At 69.1% G+C, this 16,230-nt stretch carries 19 protein-coding genes, 1 tRNA gene and 1 pseudogene; 6 read left to right on the forward strand and 15 right to left on the reverse strand.

Translation table 11 applies throughout. The features are described from left to right. Nucleotides 1-53: 53 nt before the first annotated feature. Nucleotides 54-138 (reverse strand) — tRNA-Leu (locus tag BZG35_RS11345). A gap of 111 nt (nt 139-249) precedes the next feature. Here BZG35_RS11345 and BZG35_RS11350 point away from each other — a divergent pair. Next, nucleotides 250-1,155 carry a flagellar motor protein MotB gene (locus BZG35_RS11350; RefSeq protein ID WP_077355749.1) on the forward strand — a complete coding sequence of 302 codons (906 nt, stop codon included), beginning with the start codon at nt 250-252 and terminating at the stop codon, nt 1,153-1,155. 121 nt (nt 1,156-1,276) lie between these two features. After that, nucleotides 1,277-2,039: pseudogene (locus BZG35_RS11355) on the forward strand (arginyltransferase); the annotation flags it as partial. Nucleotides 2,040-2,094: 55 nt separating this feature from the next. Here the strand turns inward: BZG35_RS11355 and eno are convergent. From eno to BZG35_RS11375, 4 genes are all read right to left on the reverse strand, one after another. After that, entirely contained in the window at nt 2,095-3,372 is a 1,278-nt protein-coding gene (gene eno, locus BZG35_RS11360) for a phosphopyruvate hydratase (protein ID WP_077355751.1), read from the reverse strand. 107 nt (nt 3,373-3,479) lie between these two features. After that, complete coding sequence (locus BZG35_RS11365; protein WP_077355752.1) at nt 3,480-4,106, reverse strand: hypothetical protein; 627 nt, start codon at nt 4,104-4,106, stop codon at nt 3,480-3,482. 149 nt (nt 4,107-4,255) lie between these two features. After that, nucleotides 4,256-4,438: a 50S ribosomal protein L32 gene (gene rpmF / locus BZG35_RS11370; protein ID WP_013269941.1), complete on the reverse strand. Its 183-nt coding sequence runs from the start codon at nt 4,436-4,438 to the stop codon at nt 4,256-4,258. Between the two features lie 367 nt (nt 4,439-4,805). Beyond that, on the reverse strand, nt 4,806-5,195 hold the full coding sequence (locus BZG35_RS11375; protein WP_077355753.1) for a helix-turn-helix domain-containing protein: 390 nt from the start codon (nt 5,193-5,195) through the stop codon (nt 4,806-4,808). 81 nt (nt 5,196-5,276) lie between these two features. Between BZG35_RS11375 and BZG35_RS11380 the strand changes: the two genes are divergently transcribed. Next, nucleotides 5,277-6,008, forward strand: a complete 732-nt coding sequence (locus BZG35_RS11380) for an SDR family NAD(P)-dependent oxidoreductase (RefSeq protein ID WP_077358074.1) — start codon at nt 5,277-5,279, stop codon at nt 6,006-6,008. A gap of 40 nt (nt 6,009-6,048) precedes the next feature. On the opposite strand, the gene BZG35_RS11385 is transcribed toward BZG35_RS11380, so the two are convergent. The 8 genes from BZG35_RS11385 to BZG35_RS11420 form a co-directional block, all read right to left on the reverse strand. Further along, nucleotides 6,049-6,774 carry a hypothetical protein gene (locus tag BZG35_RS11385; RefSeq protein WP_077355754.1) on the reverse strand — a complete coding sequence of 242 codons (726 nt, stop codon included), beginning with the start codon at nt 6,772-6,774 and terminating at the stop codon, nt 6,049-6,051. Nucleotides 6,775-6,902: 128 nt separating this feature from the next. Next, nucleotides 6,903-8,516 carry a ribosome biogenesis GTPase Der gene (gene der / locus BZG35_RS11390; RefSeq protein ID WP_077355755.1) on the reverse strand — a complete coding sequence of 538 codons (1,614 nt, stop codon included), beginning with the start codon at nt 8,514-8,516 and terminating at the stop codon, nt 6,903-6,905. A gap of 32 nt (nt 8,517-8,548) precedes the next feature. Further along, nucleotides 8,549-10,003, reverse strand: coding sequence for a PQQ-binding-like beta-propeller repeat protein (locus BZG35_RS11395; RefSeq protein WP_077355756.1), 1,455 nt, complete (start codon nt 10,001-10,003; stop codon nt 8,549-8,551). Nucleotides 10,004-10,038: 35 nt separating this feature from the next. Further along, entirely contained in the window at nt 10,039-10,839 is an 801-nt protein-coding gene (locus BZG35_RS11400) for a tetratricopeptide repeat protein (protein WP_077355757.1), read from the reverse strand. 98 nt (nt 10,840-10,937) lie between these two features. Further along, nucleotides 10,938-11,774 carry a 3-methyl-2-oxobutanoate hydroxymethyltransferase gene (panB, locus tag BZG35_RS11405; protein WP_077355758.1) on the reverse strand — a complete coding sequence of 279 codons (837 nt, stop codon included), beginning with the start codon at nt 11,772-11,774 and terminating at the stop codon, nt 10,938-10,940. A gap of 124 nt (nt 11,775-11,898) precedes the next feature. After that, on the reverse strand, nt 11,899-12,318 hold the full coding sequence (locus BZG35_RS11410) for a hypothetical protein (protein ID WP_077355759.1): 420 nt from the start codon (nt 12,316-12,318) through the stop codon (nt 11,899-11,901). Next, nucleotides 12,308-12,871 carry an RNA polymerase sigma factor gene (locus BZG35_RS11415; protein ID WP_077355760.1) on the reverse strand — a complete coding sequence of 188 codons (564 nt, stop codon included), beginning with the start codon at nt 12,869-12,871 and terminating at the stop codon, nt 12,308-12,310. Before BZG35_RS11415 ends, BZG35_RS11410 begins: the two co-directional genes overlap by 11 nt. Before the next feature lie 25 nt (nt 12,872-12,896). After that, a complete protein-coding gene (locus BZG35_RS11420) occupies nt 12,897-13,280 on the reverse strand; it encodes a DUF6249 domain-containing protein (protein WP_077355761.1) in 384 nt (127 codons plus the stop codon). A gap of 156 nt (nt 13,281-13,436) precedes the next feature. On the opposite strand from BZG35_RS11420, the gene BZG35_RS11425 reads away from it, so the two are divergent. Both BZG35_RS11425 and BZG35_RS11430 read left to right on the forward strand, forming a co-directional pair. Beyond that, nucleotides 13,437-13,928: a hypothetical protein gene (locus tag BZG35_RS11425; protein WP_077355762.1), complete on the forward strand. Its 492-nt coding sequence runs from the start codon at nt 13,437-13,439 to the stop codon at nt 13,926-13,928. An 84-nt stretch (nt 13,929-14,012) separates the two neighbouring features. Next, nucleotides 14,013-14,255, forward strand: coding sequence for a hypothetical protein (locus BZG35_RS11430; RefSeq protein WP_077355763.1), 243 nt, complete (start codon nt 14,013-14,015; stop codon nt 14,253-14,255). A gap of 345 nt (nt 14,256-14,600) precedes the next feature. On the opposite strand, the gene BZG35_RS11435 is transcribed toward BZG35_RS11430, so the two are convergent. Further along, the gene (locus BZG35_RS11435; RefSeq protein ID WP_077355764.1) at nt 14,601-14,951 is read right to left on the reverse strand and encodes an arsenate reductase; all 351 of its coding nucleotides are present in this window, start codon (nt 14,949-14,951) and stop codon (nt 14,601-14,603) included. Further along, entirely contained in the window at nt 14,948-15,766 is an 819-nt protein-coding gene (locus tag BZG35_RS11440; protein WP_077355765.1) for an NAD(P)H-hydrate dehydratase, read from the reverse strand. The genes BZG35_RS11435 and BZG35_RS11440 overlap by 4 nt, the downstream gene beginning before the upstream one ends. Nucleotides 15,767-15,884: 118 nt before the next feature. Here BZG35_RS11440 and BZG35_RS11445 point away from each other — a divergent pair, with 118 nt between their 5' ends. After that, on the forward strand, nt 15,885-16,223 hold the full coding sequence (locus BZG35_RS11445; protein WP_077355766.1) for a P-II family nitrogen regulator: 339 nt from the start codon (nt 15,885-15,887) through the stop codon (nt 16,221-16,223). Nucleotides 16,224-16,230: the final 7 nt, after the last annotated feature.

The following is a 16,230-nucleotide window of genomic DNA, read 5'->3' on the forward strand; positions in this document are numbered from 1 at the left end:
TCTCCGAGATCCTGGAACGGAAAAGCCCGGAGCGTGGCTCCGGGCTTTTGCTTTGGTGCGGATGAGAGGACTCGAACCTCCACATCTTGCGATGCCAGAACCTAAATCTGGTGCGTCTACCAGTTTCGCCACATCCGCACTGGCCGGTGGGTTTAGGGGCAAGTCGCGGCGGCGACAACCGCCCAGATAGATACGTGGCCTTAACCTTGATCGCGCACGGTCGGCCGTCGTTATCCGGGGCCCGCCAGCATGTCGTCGATGAATGATCGTCCGATCGTCATCAAGAAGGTCAAGAAGGTCGTCGGCGGGGGTCACCACGGCGGCGCCTGGAAGGTCGCCTATGCGGACTTCGTGACCGCCATGATGGCCTTCTTCCTGCTGATGTGGCTGATCAACACCACCGATCCCGAACAGAAGCGCGGCATCGCCGAATATTTCGCCCCGGCCAGCGTGTCGCAGTCGACCTCCGGCTCCGGCGGTATCCTGGGCGGCACCGCCCTGGGCGAGGACGGGGCCAAGGCCGAAGGCTCGATGTCGGTGCTCGAGGAACTGGCCCCCGAGGCCCCCGAGAACGCCCCGGAAGAGGTCGGCACCAACGCCAACCTGGCCGCGGCGTCCGAAGAGGAGCTGCGCCAGGAGATCGCCGCGCGCGAGGCCGCCGAGTTCGCCTCGGCCGCAGAATCCTTGCGCCAGGCCATGCAGCGCCTCCCCGAGCTGGCCGAGCTGTCCAAACAGCTGATCATCGACCAGACCCCCGAGGGCCTGCGCATCCAGCTGGTGGACCAGGAGGGCCGCTCGATGTTCGATCAGAACTCGGCCCGCCCCAATGCCCGGGCCCAGGTGCTGCTGCGCGCCGTGGCCAGCGTGGTCAACCGCCTGCCCAATCGCGTGTCGATCTCGGGCCACACCTCGGCGGTCGCCGGCTCCGGACGGGCCTCGACCCCCACCGACTGGCCCCTGTCGGCCTCGCGCGCCGACGCCTCGCGCCAGATCCTCCAGGCGGCCGGCGTCGATGCCGATCGGGTCTACTCCGTCGCCGGCAAGGCGGGGTCCGATCCTCTGTACCCGGACGACCCCTCACTGGCCGGGAATCGGCGCATCGCCATCGTCCTGCTGCGCGAAGCCCCGGTCCTGCCGACGGACACGAGCCTTTGACGCGCGCGCCGGGCATCCTCCGGCGCGAAGGGTCTTGCGGCGCGGACCGGAATGACGCCAAATCGGCGCATGAACACGCGTCTGCCCCTGTCGTCACGAAAACGGATGCGGGCGCTCTGACGTGACGCAGCATGTCCCTACGCGTCAGTTACGTTTCTTCATGACGGCGGTCGCCCCCTGCCCCTATCTGCCGGGCATGACGGAGCGGAAGGTGTTCGCCAACCTGCCCTTCTCGGACGGGGCCCACGTCAACGACGAACTGACCCACGCCGGCTTCCGGCGCAGCCAGAACATCGCCTATCGCCCCGCTTGCGAGGGTTGCGACGCCTGTATCTCGGTCCGCCTGCCGGTGCCCGAGTTCGCCCCCTCGCGCGGTCAGCGCAAGATCCTGTCCCGCAACGCCGACCTGTCGCGCGACCTGGTCGAGGCCGAGGCGACGCAGGAGCAGTTCGCCCTGCTGAAGCGCTATCTCGAGACCCGCCACCCCGGCGGCGGCATGACCGACATGACCTGGCCCGACTATATCGCCATGGTCGAGGACACGGCCGTGCGCACCCATCTGATCGAATACCGCCTGCCAACGACCGACGAAGGCCCCGGCGATCTGGTCGCGGTCACCCTGTGCGACCTGCTCTCGGACGGGCTGTCGATGGTCTACAGCTTCTTCGATCCGGCCCTGACCAAGCGGTCCCTGGGCGTGTTCGCCATCCTGGACCACGTGCGCCAAGCCCACACGGTGCGCCTGCCCTATGTCTACCTCGGCTATTGGGTCGAGGGCTCGACCAAGATGGACTACAAGGCCCAGTTCCGGCCGATGGAGATCCTGAAGCCGCTCGGCTGGACCCGCATCGGCTAGGCCCAGGGAGCGCGGACCTCCAGGTCCGCTCTTGACTGCCCCGGGCCAAAGAGGCGGACCTGAAGGTCCGCGCTCCCCCGCCCCTATTTCAGCAGCATGCCGTCGCCATAGTAGGACGCCTGGTCGCCCAGCAGTTCCTCGATGCGCAGCAGCTGGTTGTACTTGGCCGTCCGGTCCGAGCGGGCCAGCGAGCCGGTCTTGATCTGTCCGCAGTTGGTGGCCACGGCCAGGTCGGCGATGGTCGAATCCTCGGTCTCGCCCGAGCGGTGGCTCATCACGGCGGTATAGCCCGCGCGGTGGGCCATATCGACGGCGTCCAGGGTCTCGGACAGGGTGCCGATCTGGTTGACCTTGACCAGGATGGAGTTGGCCAGGCCCTCGCCAATCCCGGCCGCCAGACGGGCCGGATTGGTCACGAACAGGTCGTCGCCGACGATCTGGACCCGGTCGCCAAGGGTGTCGGTCAGCATCTTCCAGCCGTCGAAATCGTCCTCCGAACAGCCGTCCTCGATCGAGACGATGGGGAAGCGTTCGCACAGGTCGGCCAGATAGGCGACCATGCCCTCGGCCCCCAGGATCTTGCCCTCACCGGTCATATTGTAGGCCCCGTCCTTGAAGAACTCGGTCGCGGCGACGTCGAGGGCCAGGTGGAAGTCCTCCCCGGCCAGATAGCCGGCCGCCTGACCCGCCTTGGTGATGAAGCTCAGCGCCTCCTCGGCCGACCCCAGGTTGGGGGCGAAGCCGCCCTCGTCGCCGACGTTGGTGTTGTGGCCGGCGTCCTTCAGCTGCTTCTTCAGGGCGTGGAAGATCTCCGACCCCATCCGCAGGCCTTCGGAGAAGCTCTCGGCCCCGGTCGGCAGGATCATGAACTCCTGGATGTCGATCGGATTGTCGGCATGGGCCCCGCCGTTGATGATGTTCATCATCGGGGTCGGCAGCACGCGCGCCGAGATGCCGCCGACATAGCGGAACAGCGGCAGGCCGACCGAGATGGCGCTGGCCTTGGCCACCGCCAGGGACACGCCCAGGATGGCGTTGGCCCCCAGGCGCCCCTTGTTCTCGGTGCCGTCCAGGGTGATCATCGCCTCGTCGATGCGGCGCTGGTCCTCGGCGTCCATGCCGGACAGGGCGTCGAAGATCTCGCCGTTGACCGCGTCGATGGCGTTCTGCACGCCCTTGCCGCCCCAGCGGTCCTTGTCGCCGTCGCGCAGCTCGACCGCCTCATGCTTGCCGGTCGAGGCCCCCGACGGCACCGCCGCGCGGCCGAAGCTGCCGTCGTCCAGGACGACGTCGACCTCGACCGTGGGGTTGCCGCGCGAATCGAGGATCTGGCGGGCGACGATGTCGGCGATGTCGGTCATGGCTAAGCCTTCGCGGATGCTGGGAAGTCAGGGCCGGGGTTTAGCCCGGCCCTCGCGAATCGCCAAGGCGCGCGGACCGCAGACCTCCAGGTCCACGCTCCATGGAATCAGGAACAGCCCTCGACCAGCTGGATCGCCGGTCCGCCGACATGGACCATGCTGACCTTGCCGTCGCTGCCGATCTCATAGCGGATACCGCGCGCCGCCGCGTCCTGCACATATTCGCCGGCCGTCGCCGGCCCTCCCGTCTGCCAGACGAACAGGTCCTCGGCCGGCGGGGCGGAATATTTGTGCGGCTGAGCCACGACCAGCGGGCCGTAGGCGGCCTTGATCGCTGCGGCGGTATCCCCGACGCCGAAGCCGCGATCAGTCTTCCACGCCGTGGTCCTGGCGACCGAGATCCGGGTCAGGACGCCGTCCTGGATCATCACCAGCACGCCCTCCGGGGCCTGTTCCGGTCGCCAGACGTCGCAGACCTCGGGCTCGGCCCCGCCCGCCGTGTTGGGGCTCGCGTCATCGCCCAGAGCCGTGACGACCTCGGCCCGGGTCATGCCGATTCGCAGGGGGCCATAGCCCTGCGCCGTCAGCACATTCGCGGCCGGGGCCGTGGCGGCGGCCGGGGCCGGCGGGACGATGGCCGGTGTCTCGATGGCGGGTGCGGCGGCAGGCTCCGGCTCTCCGCAGGCGGCGAGCAGCAGGGCGGTGGCGGCGACGGCGGTCAGGGATCGGATCATGCAAGGCACTCCTGTGGAAACAGATGCCTCATCAACGCACGAAAACGGCGCACGGGGACACCGTGCGCCGCAAACTTCGAAGGAGCGCGGACCTGCAGGTCCGCAAGATCAGACGCAGAAGAGCGGACCGGAAGGTCCGCGCTCCAGTCCTACTCTTCCTTGGGCGTCAGGACCTGACGGCCGCGATAGGTGCCGGTCTTCAGGTCGATGTGGTGCGACCGGCGCAGCTCGCCCGTGTCCTTGTCCTCGGTGTATGCATTGGTGCCCAGGGCATCGTGCGAACGCCGCATATTGCGACGCGAGGGCGATACTTTGCGCTTCGGAACAGCCATGTCCGTCTCAATCTCAGGGTCGGGCGCGACGGATCGAAACCCGGCAGCGCGAAAACGAAATGCGGCGGCCCATCGGATGAGCCGCCTGCGAGCGGGGGCTTATGCCGGAGTCGGGCGGGATGTTCAAGGGGAAAGAGGCCGGTTGGATCGGGCTGGCCATGGCGGGGTGCCGACGGCCCGGCCAGGAAGGCGGACCCACGCGCGACGCCGATCGACACACAAGGGTTCGCTTTCAGATCGGCAACGATCGGCGGGCGTCGACGTCCGCGTCTCGCCCCCGTGCCAACGGCCCTTGTCGACCCGTGGCGCGGGTCGTGATGGCGGCTCGCCAGCATCGGCTGCGGTTCGCCCCCTGTCGCGCCGCATATCAGCTCGCTTTCGACCGGTCGTAGTCTGCGCTCGCCGTCTCGACGGCCTGTGCGTTTGCCAGCGCCCAGGCGCAGATGGCCTCGAAGGGCTGCCGTAGCGAATGGCCCAGCGGCGTGATCGCGTATTCGACGCCGATCGGCGTGGTCGGCAGGACGGTGCGTGTCACCAGACCGTTCCGCTCCAGCCGCTTCAGGGCATCGGCCAGCGCCTTGTGGGTGATGCCGTCCAGCCGACGCTTGATCGCGTTGAAGCGCGACGGACGGGGGCAGAGGACCGTCAGGATCAGAATGGTCCATTTGTCCGCGATCCGGTCGAGCGTGGGTCGCACCACGTCCATGTGGGTGAACGCATCGGTGCACAGGAGGTCGAGGTCGGTATCGTCGGCCATATCTAGGCTAATCCAGGTGCGTTATTGATATCAGATACAGCCAGTATATCTGATCCGCCATCGATGACAAAGGACAGCACGATGGCTCGCATGACAGACAAGATCGCTTTGGTGGTCGGAGGCGCCAAGGGGATCGGCCTCGCCACGGCCCGGGCGCTGGCGCAGGAGGGCGCGACGGTCTTCCTCACCGGCCGCAGCCGGACCGAGGTCGAGGGCGCCGCGGACGCGATCGGCCACGGCGCGCGCGGTCTCGTCGCCGACGCGGCCCGGCAAGACGATCTGGCCCGAGCCGTCGAGACCGTCGTTCAGGCGCATGGCCGCATCGAAGCCCTGGTGCTGAACGCGGGCATCTCCGAGCCCGGGGCGATCGGCGACGTGACGTCGGATCATTTCGACGGCCTGTTTTCGGTCAATGTGCGCGGCCCGGTCTTCGGCCTTCAGGCGGCGCTGCCCGCCATGCGTCAGGGCGGGGCGGTGGTGTTGATCGGATCGGTCGCCGGGATGATCGGCGTGTCGGGCTATGGCACCTATGCGGCGACCAAGGCGGCGTTGCGCTCCTATGCCCGGACCTGGACGCTGGAGCTGGCCCCGCGCGGCATCCGCGTCAATGTCGTGGCTCCAGGGCCGACGGACACCGCCATGATGGCCGTCGTGCCCGAGGACGTTCGCGCGCGCCTGATCGCCCCGATCCCGCTCGGCCGCATGGCCCGTCCCGAAGAGGTCGCGGCGGCGGCGGTCTTTCTTCTGAGCGACGAGGCCAGCTTCATCGCAGGCTCCGAACTGCACGTCGACGGCGGCATGGGGCAGGTGTGATCCCGGAGGCGACCGGAAACCAGCTCAGGCCAGACGCGGCCTAGCGGGGGACCACGCTCTCCGCCGCCGCCGCGCATCGCGCCCGCGCCTCAGCCGGATCGTAGCGCCCCCCCTCCCCCTGGTCATCGAGCAGCCCGTTCAGCGCCCGGCGGACCGTGTCGCTGTTGGTCCCCAGGCGGTCGCCGCACGTCGCGGCCGCCGCGCTTGCCGCCCGCGTGCCGGTCAGGGCGCCTTCACACCAGGCCGCCGCATTGGTGCGCAGCGCCTGCCGGCACGGGCTGTCCTCTGGAGGGCGCACGGGCGGGGTGACCGCGACCGCAGGCTCGACCGTCGTCGGCACGGGTTTGGGTGACGCGCTCTCGGCCTGGATCTTCGGCAGGCCGACGTGGAGGATCAGCCCGCCGGCCGCCACTGCCAGGGCGAGGACCGCCAGTCTCAGGCCCTTGGCGGTTCGTGCCGCGCGTCGCTCGGAACGCTCCCGGTCGACCACCGGCGCGGGGCCCGAGACCGCCGAGCGGGCCGCGACCGGGGCGCTGACCACCAGGGCCCGCGCCAGATCTTCGCGCATCAGGGCCTGCTGGCCGTGCGCCGAGAGGAAGGCTCGGACCTCGGCCGGATAGCGGGTGTCCGCGAACGCCGCGATCTCGCGATCGGTCATCGGCGCGTCGGCCGCCCGCCGTGCGCGAGCTTCGCGCTCGACGGGTCCCAGACCCTGGTCATAGGCCTCGATCAGGGCCGTGAGTGACTGGCGGAGAGGAAGCGGCAACGAACTACGCGACTCATTACAGGACAGCAGCGCAACCGGACTGCAACCCGCGTGCCGCGCCGAATCAACTCTTCCGGGCAGGAACGCAGGGTGTCAATCGACACGCCCTGGCCGGAAGAGTCTCCGCCCTATTTCTTCGGCGCGTGCTTCTGCCCGGTCCGCACCCGGCCCGAACGCGACACCTGACGCGCTCCGCCGCGCGCGCCCTTCTGCACCGCCACCGAAGAGCCCGCCTTCTTGGACGCGCTGTTCTTCACCGCCCCGATGATGCGCGGCTTGGCCACGCGGGCCTTCTTCTGCTCCAGCGCCTTGCCGGGCAGGTGGGATTCCTCTTCCGACTTCTTGCGCACGGCGCGCGGCGCGGTCTTGGCGTCGCCCTTGTAGCGTTCCGGTCCGGACTTGGCCCCGCCCGCCGCATAGGGGTTGTCCGATCCGCCCTTGATGGTCAGCCGCAGCGGCGTGCCCGGCAGGTCGAAGCTCTCGCGCAGGCTGTTGGTCAGGTAGCGGATATAGTGTTCGGGCAGGTTGGCGGCGCGGCTGGCGAACAGGACGAAGGTCGGCGGCCGGGCCTTGGTCTGGGCCATGTATTTGGTCTTGATCCGCTTGCCGTCCACGGCGGGGGGCGGATGCCTCTGGGTCGCCAGGGCCAGCCAGTCGTTCAGGTCCTTGGTCTTGACCTTGACCGACCACGTCGCATGGGCCTTCAGCACCGCCGGCATCAGCCGGTCGACCCCGCGCCCGGAGTGGGCCGACAGGGCCACGAAGGGCGAGCCCTTCAGCTGCGGCAGCTTGTCCTCGGCCATGCGGGTCAGGTCGGCCAGCTTGGCCTGGGGGTTCTCCTCCAGGTCCCATTTGGCGGCGACATAGACCAGGGCTCGGCCCTCGCGCTCGACCAGGTCGGCCAGCTGCAGGTCCTGGACGTCGAAGGCGTTGTCCTTGTCCATCACCAGCACCACGACCTCGGCGAAGGTGATGGCGCGGATGGTGTCGGCGACCGACAGCTTCTCCAGCTTCTCCTGCACCCGGGCCTTGCGGCGCATGCCGGCGGTGTCGACCAGGCGGATGTTCTGGCCCTCGTACTCCCAGTCGACCGAGATCGAGTCGCGCGTGATCCCGGCCTCGGGCCCGGTCAGCAGCCGGTCCTCGCCGATCAGGTGGTTGATCAGGGTCGACTTGCCGGCATTGGGACGGCCGATGATGGCGATGCGGATCGGCTTGTCGGGTTCGTCGATCTCCTCGACGAAGATGTCGACCGAGGCGTCGCGGATGGCGGCATACAGGTCGGCCATCCCCTCGCCGTGCTCGGCCGAGATGGCCACCGGCTCGCCGAAGCCCAGGGAATAGGCCTCGCCCACCCCGCCGCCCGATTCGCGGCTCTCGGACTTGTTGGCCAGCAGGATGACGGGCTTGTGCTGTTTCCTCAGCCGCTCGGCGAAGATCTCGTCCAGCGAGGTGACCCCCTCGCGGGCGTCCATCATGAACAGGATCAGGTCGCCGTCTTCCAGCGCCAGCTCGGTCTGCTCGCGCATCCGGCTTTCCAGGCTGTCGTCGCTGACGTCCTCGTACCCGGCCGTGTCGATCAGGGTCAGGTCCATGTCGCCGATATTGCCCTCGGCGTAGCGGCGGTCGCGGGTCACGCCGGGGCGATCGTCGACGAGCGCGAGGCGCTTGCCGACCAGGCGGTTGAACAGTGTCGACTTGCCCACATTGGGGCGGCCGACGATGGCGAGCTTCAGTGCCATGTCGGCCTTCTAGCGTATTTTGGGGCGAAAGGTCAGCGAATGCTGACCAGGTCGCCGTCGTCGGTCAGGACATAGAGCGCGCCGTTGTAGGCGGCGGGGGCGATATAGGCGGGCGCGCCGAGGCGCAGGGTCGTGGTCTCGGCTCCGGTCTTGGGATCGAACGCCACGGCATCGCCGTCGGAGTTGACCAGGACCAGGCGGTTGGAGGCCAGGATCGGCCCCGACCATTCCGGCCGGACGGTCCGGTCCCAGTAGCCGAGGAAGCCGCCTTCCTGACGGATCCGGCCCTCGTTCAAGTTCCGTGTCCAGTAGACCGCGCCCGTGTCGCGGTTGACCAGGGTCAGCTCGCCGGACTTGGACACGACATAGACCACGTCGCCGGCGGGCAGAGGGGCGTTCACCCCGGCCACCGGCAGGCTCCATCTCGGCTGACCGGTGCGGATGTCCATGGCCTGCAGCACGCCCGAATGGCTGACGGCATAGACGAAGCCGCGGCTGATGACCGGGCGTCCGGCGATGTCGCGGATCTCGGACAGGGCGCTGGTGCGGCTGGTGCGCGACAGCACCTGCTGCCAGACCGCCTGGCCGTTGCCGGCGCGCAGAGCGACGACCTCGCCGGACGAGAAGGGCGCGATCACCGTGTCGCCGCTGACGGCGGGGCTGGAGGCCCGCATGATCCGGGCCGGCTCGATGATGCCGCGATACGACCAGTCCTGCAGGCCGGTCGTGGCGTTGAAGGCGATGATCTGGTTGTCGACGTCGACGACATAGACGCGGTTGCCCGAGACGGTCGGTGCCCCGTGCAGCGGCACGTCGACCGGCTGGCTCCAGACCACGGCCCCCGTGGCGGCATCCAGCGCCGACATGGTGCGATAGCCGGAGGCGACATAGACCCGGCCGCCGCCGACGGCCACGCCACCGCCGAACCCGCCGGTCAGCTCGCCGCCACCGCCGCCGCCGATCGAAGGCACCGGCAGGCCGAACAGGCTGGACCCACCGCGCGTCTCGCGGCCGTCCGGCTTGACGTCGACCTTCCAGACCACCTCGCCCGTGCCGGAATCGACGGCCGTGACGGTCGACTCGCCGTCCATCACGAACACGCGCCCGCCGTCCGCCACGACGGGCGACATGACCTGCCGCGTCTTGCTGGAGCCGGAACCGATCTTGCGACGCCAGGCGACGGCGAACTCCGGCGCGGCGATCAAGTGCTCGATCGAATTGGTCGCGGTCCCGCCCGGCAGGGGCCAGGCCGTGGCCGCGACCGGTCCCGGCAGGAAGAAGTCGCGCCCCGCCAGACCCGCCGCCGGCGCCAGCTGCTGTTCGAACGTCAGGATCGAGACCCGGGTCCCCTCGCTGGCGGTCGCCTGGGGCGACTCATCCTGTCCCAGACCGAACGGCAGGATCCGCCGCGCGCTCGCGCAGGACGCCAGGCCCAACGCCAGCCCTACCACCAGGGCCGATTTCAGTGCGCGCGAGACAGGGGTCATCGGGTTTCCGGTCATGAGGGGGCGGGTCGTCACGGTCAGTTCGCGCCCTGGGCTTGCGCCTGCGCCTGGGCCTGGGCGGCCTCCAGCGCGCGGGGATCGATCGGTTGGCCGTCCGGGCCCACGGGCGCGGTCGGAGCCGCCGGGGGCACCAGGGCCTGGGCCGCGACGATGGGCGCGATGCCCGGGGCCAGTCCGGCGTCGATGATGCTGACCGCCGCCTGGGCGCGCTGGCGCACCGAGTCGGGCACGTCCTGGCCCAGGGTCAGCAGCACGAACTGCTCGCGCGCCTCGGCGGGCTTGTTGAACTGCAGCCGCGCCAGGCCCAGGGCCTCCTGGGCGAACGGGCGCATCGGCCGGTCCTCCTCGGTCAGGGGGGCCAGCCGCGTTTCCAGGTCGGCCAGCGTCCCGCCGTTGTCCATCAGCAGCAGGGCCGCCTTGTAGCGGGCGGCATCGGCCAGGATCGGATCGGACTCGGCCTTGGCGGCCTCGTCGAACAGACGGATCGCGTCGGGGATGCGGTTGGCCTGGACCGCGATCCCGGCGCGCTGCTGCAGGGCCAGGGACTTGTACGCTCCGTTGCCGGCCTTCTCGGCCTCGGCGAAGGCGGTCTCGGCCCCGGCCGTGTCGCCGGACTGCAGGGATTCGAGCCCGCGCTGATAGGCGACGGAGGCCTTGTTGGCCTGGCTGGTCTGGAAGCTCTGCCAGCCCCACCACGCCAGGGCGGCGACCAGGGCGATGGCCAGGATCCCGCCGACGACCGGCAGCCAGGTACGCGCCAGGCGCTTGAGGCGCTCGGAGCGGATCTCCTCCTCGACCTCTTCGAAGACATCAGTCACTGTGAAACGCCGCCCCAAAAATCGCTGCAAAGCCAATCGGCGCGGACCCTAGACAGTCGGTGCCTCCGCCGCAACGCATCTTGGCCCCACGGGAGGCGTCAGGATGCGACGGGCTTTCTGGAGAAGTAGGTCTCGACTTCGGCAGGAAAACGGCGGGCCTTCACATCGGCGGCATAGCTTGCCACCGCGCGGTCGATTTCCCCGCGCAGATCGGCGTATTTGCGCACGAACTTGGGCGTCCAGTCGAACAGGCCCAGCATGTCCGGCGTCACCAGGATCTGTCCGTCGCAGGTGGCCGAGGCCCCGATGCCGATGGTGGGCTTGTCGATGGTCTCTGTGATCTCGCGGGCCACGCCCTCGGCCGTCCCCTCGATGACGATGGCGAAGGCCCCGGCGTCGGCGGTCGCCTCGGCCTCGGCGATGACCCGCAGGCGCTCGTCGTCGGTCTTGCCCTTGGCCTTGAACGCCCCTTCGGTCAGCACCGCCTGGGGCCGCAGCCCGACGTGGCCCATCACCGGAATGCCGCGCTGGACCAGATACTCGATCGTCTGGGGCACGGTCGGGCCGCTTTCCAGCTTGACCGCCTGGGCCCCCGTTTCCTTCATCATCCGGGCGCAATTCTCATAGGCGACCTGCATCCCGCCCTCGTAGCTGCCGAACGGCATGTCGACGACGACCATGGCCCGGCGCGAGCCGCGCATGACGGCCTGGCCGTGCAGGATCATCATCTCCATCGTCACGCCGACGGTGTTGGGCAGGCCGTGCACCACCATGCCGACGCTGTCCCCGACCAGCAGCACGTCGCAGTGATCGTCCAGCAGCGCCGCCGTAGGCGCGTCATAGGCGGTCAGACAGACCAGGGGCTCGCCGCCCTTCCGCTTCATGATGTCGGGGGCGGTCAGGCGTTTGACGGGCGGTTGGGTCTGGGCGGACATGGGGAGCCTTCACATCGATCGCCGCATTTAACAGCAACCCCATCGCTTCGTCATCCTTGGACACCAGATGGAGCGCGGACCTCCAGGTCCGCTTTCGCCGAGGCGCACCGAAGGTCCGCGCGCCTCAGATCTCCTGAGACAGCTTCACCACGCCCGCGGCGGCCAGGGCGATCAGCGCGCCGGCGGTCAGCCAGAAGAGCGACATGCCGCCCATGGAGCCAAGCGCGACGTCCGCCAGACCGTACTGGGTCAGGCCCGCGGCCACCGCATCCTGGACGTTCAGGCTGGCCGATTGCAGGCCCTGCCCGATCACACGCCCGGCGACCGGGGCCTGGGAGTCGGTGATCCGCAGGTCCAGATGCATCGACTCGCGCACGGCGATGACGCCGCCGATCAAGCCCGCCAGGGTCAGGGCCAGGGTGCGGATCCGGGTCGAGGACTGCAGTTTCGTCTCGACGTCGGCGGCGAACAGGGCCGCGTCCGGCATCTGGGGGGCGCGGGCGAACAGCCGCTCGATGGCGGGATCGAATTCGTCAGCCGACATGGGTCGCCCTCCCCGACTGTCCGGCATCCGGCGCGAGCCGGGCACGGAGTTTATCCAGACCACGTTTGACATGAGACTTCACCGTTCCAAGCGGCAGATTCATGGCGGCCGCGATCTCGGGATGAGACAGCCCCGCGCCATGGCAGAGCGAGACGCACAAACGTTCCGTCTCGCTGAGGTGTTTCAGCGCCTCGTCCAGATCGACCAGACCCGCCTGATCCGGCGCGGGTGTCGTTTCCTCCTGCTCCGGCGCGATCTCGGCGACATACCGGGCCTCCTTGGCCCGGCGCTTCAGGTACAGACGGGCGGCGATCCGCTTGACCCAGGCGGCGAAGGTCCCCTCCCCCCGGAACTCGGCGCATTTCTCGAACGCCTGCAGAAAGGCGTCCTGGGCCACGTCGTCGGCCTCGGACCCCTGCGCCCCCATCCGCCGCAGCAGGTAGCGGACCGCCGAGCCGTGCCGGCGCGCCAGTTCGCCAAACTCGCGCCGCCCACCCGCCGCCGCGAGGGCGGCGAGCTCGACGTCGTGATGGTCCATCAAGGACTTGGCCATGACTGTTCCCCCCTCAGTCCAGGGCTCAGTCCTTGTTCTTGTTGAAGAAGCTCAGGACGATGAAGGCCAGGCCGATCATGCCCGGAATGGCGGCGAGGCCCGCGATCGGGTACAGGGCGTCCATCTCTTCGAAGCTGACGCCATAGCCCATGATGGCGATGCCGATGCTGACGGCCAGCAGGATGACCCCCACCCGCAGATCGCGCGCCGCCGTCGCCGGCGCCTTGACCCCGTCCTTGGACAGGGCCTCGATCACTTCGGGCGGAAGCGGCTGCCCCTTGTCGATGGCGGTGCGCAACGTGGCCTGCATCTCCCGGCGCTCCCGGCTTCTCAAAAAGGCCGGAACCACGACGATCGCGATCACCATGATGAAAGGTGCCAGCGGGATGAGAACTTCGAATCCGTCCATGGGTGTGAGCCCCTCTTGTTGTACCGACCCGAGCCTGATGCCCGGGCCGTCTGATCACAAGAGGCGGCGGCACAGGGCAACGGATGCGGCCCCGGACGTGAAATCTTCGTAAGGTGGGGCTCGCCCCCGCCTTCCCGGGGCGCACCGGGAGAAGCCATGAAGCGTCGCCTGACGATATTCGCCCTGCTGGCCTCACTGGCGGCCTGTGGCGTGCCCGCCGACCCACCGAGGGACGAAGCGCTGGCGGCCGAGCCCACGCCCCTGACCGCCGCCCATCTGGCGGATCTGATCGCCGCCGACGGGGCGGCCCACACCGTGGCGGTGCTCACCGGCCCGGCCGACCCGACCGGTCTGGATCCCATCTTCGCCGGCATCGCCACCGGCGACGCGGCCTGGCTGTCGGTGGTGCCCTCGCTCCGGCCTGTCGTCGGCGGGGTTTATGCGGACGGACTGGCCGACGCCCTGGCGCGCGCCCTGCCGATGCAGCCGTCCGGCGTCCTGACCGCGCTACAGGCGTCGGGCGGGGCCAGCCCCCGCATCTGCCGGGCCACCGGGGACCCCGACATGATCGCGGCGGTGGAGGGCGTGGCCGATCCGGCGCTTCGGGACGTGCGAACGGACTGCCTCGCCTTCCTTCGCGGCCAATAATCCCGCCGTCCGGACGCGAAACATATGCGCCGCGCCGCGGAAAGTGCGAATGAAAGGGTCATCCCCCCAGACCCGGAGCCCTCCATGTCCCACGTCACCTATCGCATCGTCGAACACGACGGCGGCTGGGCCTACAAGGTCGGCGATACCTTCTCGGAGACCCACCCCACCCACGACTCGGCCAAGGCCGCCGCCGTGGCCGCCAGCCGCGAACAGCGCGTGGCCGATCAGACGGCGACGATCGAGTACGCCGACAGCTCCGGCACCTGGGTCACCGAACGCGCCGACGGCCACGACCGCCCCGACACGGATGTCGTCGAAGGGTAGGACCGCCTTGAGCCCTTCCCCCGCGCCTCGCGGGGGAAAGCCGTCCGCCTTCGAGCGGAGCGAGAACAGGACGGATGGGGGAACTCATATGCCGTCAAAACCAAGCAAGACTTCCCCCATCGGCCCTGGATCGCTTCGCGATCAACGGGCCGCTTTCCCCGTAAGCGCGGGGGAAGGAACGAATAACTTAGCTGGACTCCGGGAGTCCAAATGCATGCAACAGAACGCCTTGAAAACTAACGCTTTGCACGCGTTGGACTCGATTTTTTCGGAGTCTATTCGGCGCCAGACGGCCGTGTGGTCGCGCGGTCAAGAATCGCCGGATAACACTCTGTATTTCAACAGCTAGCTTTCAAACCTCGCCGCATAGACCTCCGGCTTGAAGCCCACCACGGTTCGGTCCCCCAGATCCAGCACCGGCCGTTTGATCATCGACGGCTGGGCCAGCATCAGGGCGATGGCCCCCTCCGCGTCGAGCCCCGCCTTCGCCTCTGCCGGCAGGGCGCGGAAGGTGGTGCCGTTGCGGTTCAGCACCGTCTCCCAGCCGTGCTCGGCCACCCAGCCGGCCAGCGTGGCCCGGTCGATGCCGGCGGTCTTGTAGTCGTGAAAGCCATAGGCCCGGTCGTGAGCGTCCAGCCAGGCGCGGGCCTTCTTCATCGTGTCGCAGGCCTTGATGCCATAAAGGGTCGGGATCATCGCAGGCTCCGGAGGACGGCAGGAATCTGTTCGGAAAGGTCCTCGGCGATCAGGCCGGGACCGAAGCGGGCCGCCGCCTCGGCGTGCATCCAGACGGCGGCGCAGGCGGCGTCGAACGCCGTCATCCCCTGCGCCCGCCAGCCGCCGATCAGCCCGGCCAGCACGTCGCCGCTACCCGCCGTCGCCAGCCAGGGCGAGGCCGGGGGCTGGACCACGACACGGCCGTCGGGCGCGGCGATGATCGTCCGGCTGCCCTTCAGCACCACGACCGCGCCGCTCGTTTCCGCCGCCTGAACCGCCGCCGCCACGCGCCCCAAAGCCAGCACACCTGGAAACAGGCGGTCGAACTCGCCCTCGTGGGGGGTCATCACATCGCCCTCGCCCAGCAGGCCGAACAGGTCGGCGGCACGCCCCGCGAAGATCGTCAGCGCATCCGCATCCACGACCAGCGCGGCCTCCCCCGCCACGATCGCCCGCAGGTTCAAGACGGTCCCCTCTTCCAGCCCGGCCGCCGGGCCAATCACCACGGCCTGCATCGGCTCCGTCAGCCTCGCCAGCGCCTCCGGGCCGTCGAAGGCGTCGACCATGATCGCCTCCACAGTCCCGGCCACGATCGGCGCCGCGTCGGGCGGGCACAGCAGCCGCACCAGCCCGGCACCGGCCCGCAGTCCCGCTCGCGCCGCCAGCCGCGCCGCCCCGGTCCGCAGCGGCCCGCCGCAGACGACGCCCAGCCGCCCGCGCTGATGTTTGTGCGTCTCCGCCCCCGGCCAAGGGAGGGCGTCTGCCCACAGCGCCGGATCGTTCGTTTTCACCATCGCTCCTTCCGCGCACGGAGCGCCCTAAAATGCAACGCAGGCCTTGCCTTATGCTGCGATGCGGTGTCCTTTTGGACCCTGAGTGTCTGGCCTGACCTGTGCCGCCTCGGGGGCGCCCATGAAGAAGATCGAAGCCGTCATCAAGCCGTTCAAGCTCGACGACGTCAAAGAAGCCCTGCAGGACATCGGCGTCCAGGGCATGACCGTGCTCGAGGCCAAGGGATATGGCCGCCAGAAGGGCCATTCGGAGCTCTATCGCGGGGCCGAATACGTCATCGACTTCCTGCCCAAGATCAAGATCGAGGTGGTGGTCGCCGACGACCTGGCCCCGGCCGTGATCGAGGCCATCCAGACCGCCGCCCGCACCGGCAGGATCGGCGACGGCAAGATCTTCGTCTCGGACATCACCGAGGTCATCCGCATCCGCACCGGCGAAACCGGAGCCCAGGCCGTCTAGGCCAACC

It is taken from the genome of Brevundimonas sp. LM2, from assembly GCF_002002865.1.
Taxonomy (GTDB): Bacteria; Pseudomonadota; Alphaproteobacteria; order Caulobacterales; family Caulobacteraceae; genus Brevundimonas.

Excerpts from the sequence above, each read along its gene's own strand:
- BZG35_RS11445 (WP_077355766.1), top strand. The coding sequence starts at position 15,885 with ATGAAGAAGATCGAAGCCGTCATCAAGCCGTTCAAGCTCGACGACGTC.
- BZG35_RS11395 (WP_077355756.1), bottom strand. The coding sequence starts at position 10,003 with ATGACCCCTGTCTCGCGCGCACTGAAATCGGCCCTGGTGGTAGGGCTG.
- BZG35_RS11350 (WP_077355749.1), top strand. The coding sequence starts at position 250 with ATGTCGTCGATGAATGATCGTCCGATCGTCATCAAGAAGGTCAAGAAG.
- BZG35_RS11410 (WP_077355759.1), bottom strand. The coding sequence starts at position 12,318 with ATGTCGGCTGACGAATTCGATCCCGCCATCGAGCGGCTGTTCGCCCGC.
- rpmF (WP_013269941.1), bottom strand. The coding sequence starts at position 4,438 with ATGGCTGTTCCGAAGCGCAAAGTATCGCCCTCGCGTCGCAATATGCGG.
- BZG35_RS11380 (WP_077358074.1), top strand. The coding sequence starts at position 5,277 with ATGGCTCGCATGACAGACAAGATCGCTTTGGTGGTCGGAGGCGCCAAG.
- panB (WP_077355758.1), bottom strand. The coding sequence starts at position 11,774 with ATGTCCGCCCAGACCCAACCGCCCGTCAAACGCCTGACCGCCCCCGAC.
- eno (WP_077355751.1), bottom strand. The coding sequence starts at position 3,372 with ATGACCGACATCGCCGACATCGTCGCCCGCCAGATCCTCGATTCGCGC.
- BZG35_RS11440 (WP_077355765.1), bottom strand. The coding sequence starts at position 15,766 with ATGGTGAAAACGAACGATCCGGCGCTGTGGGCAGACGCCCTCCCTTGG.
- der (WP_077355755.1), bottom strand. The coding sequence starts at position 8,516 with ATGGCACTGAAGCTCGCCATCGTCGGCCGCCCCAATGTGGGCAAGTCG.
- BZG35_RS11375 (WP_077355753.1), bottom strand. The coding sequence starts at position 5,195 with ATGGCCGACGATACCGACCTCGACCTCCTGTGCACCGATGCGTTCACC.
- BZG35_RS11415 (WP_077355760.1), bottom strand. The coding sequence starts at position 12,871 with ATGGCCAAGTCCTTGATGGACCATCACGACGTCGAGCTCGCCGCCCTC.
- BZG35_RS11430 (WP_077355763.1), top strand. The coding sequence starts at position 14,013 with ATGTCCCACGTCACCTATCGCATCGTCGAACACGACGGCGGCTGGGCC.
- BZG35_RS11425 (WP_077355762.1), top strand. The coding sequence starts at position 13,437 with ATGAAGCGTCGCCTGACGATATTCGCCCTGCTGGCCTCACTGGCGGCC.
- BZG35_RS11365 (WP_077355752.1), bottom strand. The coding sequence starts at position 4,106 with ATGATCCGATCCCTGACCGCCGTCGCCGCCACCGCCCTGCTGCTCGCC.
- BZG35_RS11435 (WP_077355764.1), bottom strand. The coding sequence starts at position 14,951 with ATGATCCCGACCCTTTATGGCATCAAGGCCTGCGACACGATGAAGAAG.
- BZG35_RS11420 (WP_077355761.1), bottom strand. The coding sequence starts at position 13,280 with ATGGACGGATTCGAAGTTCTCATCCCGCTGGCACCTTTCATCATGGTG.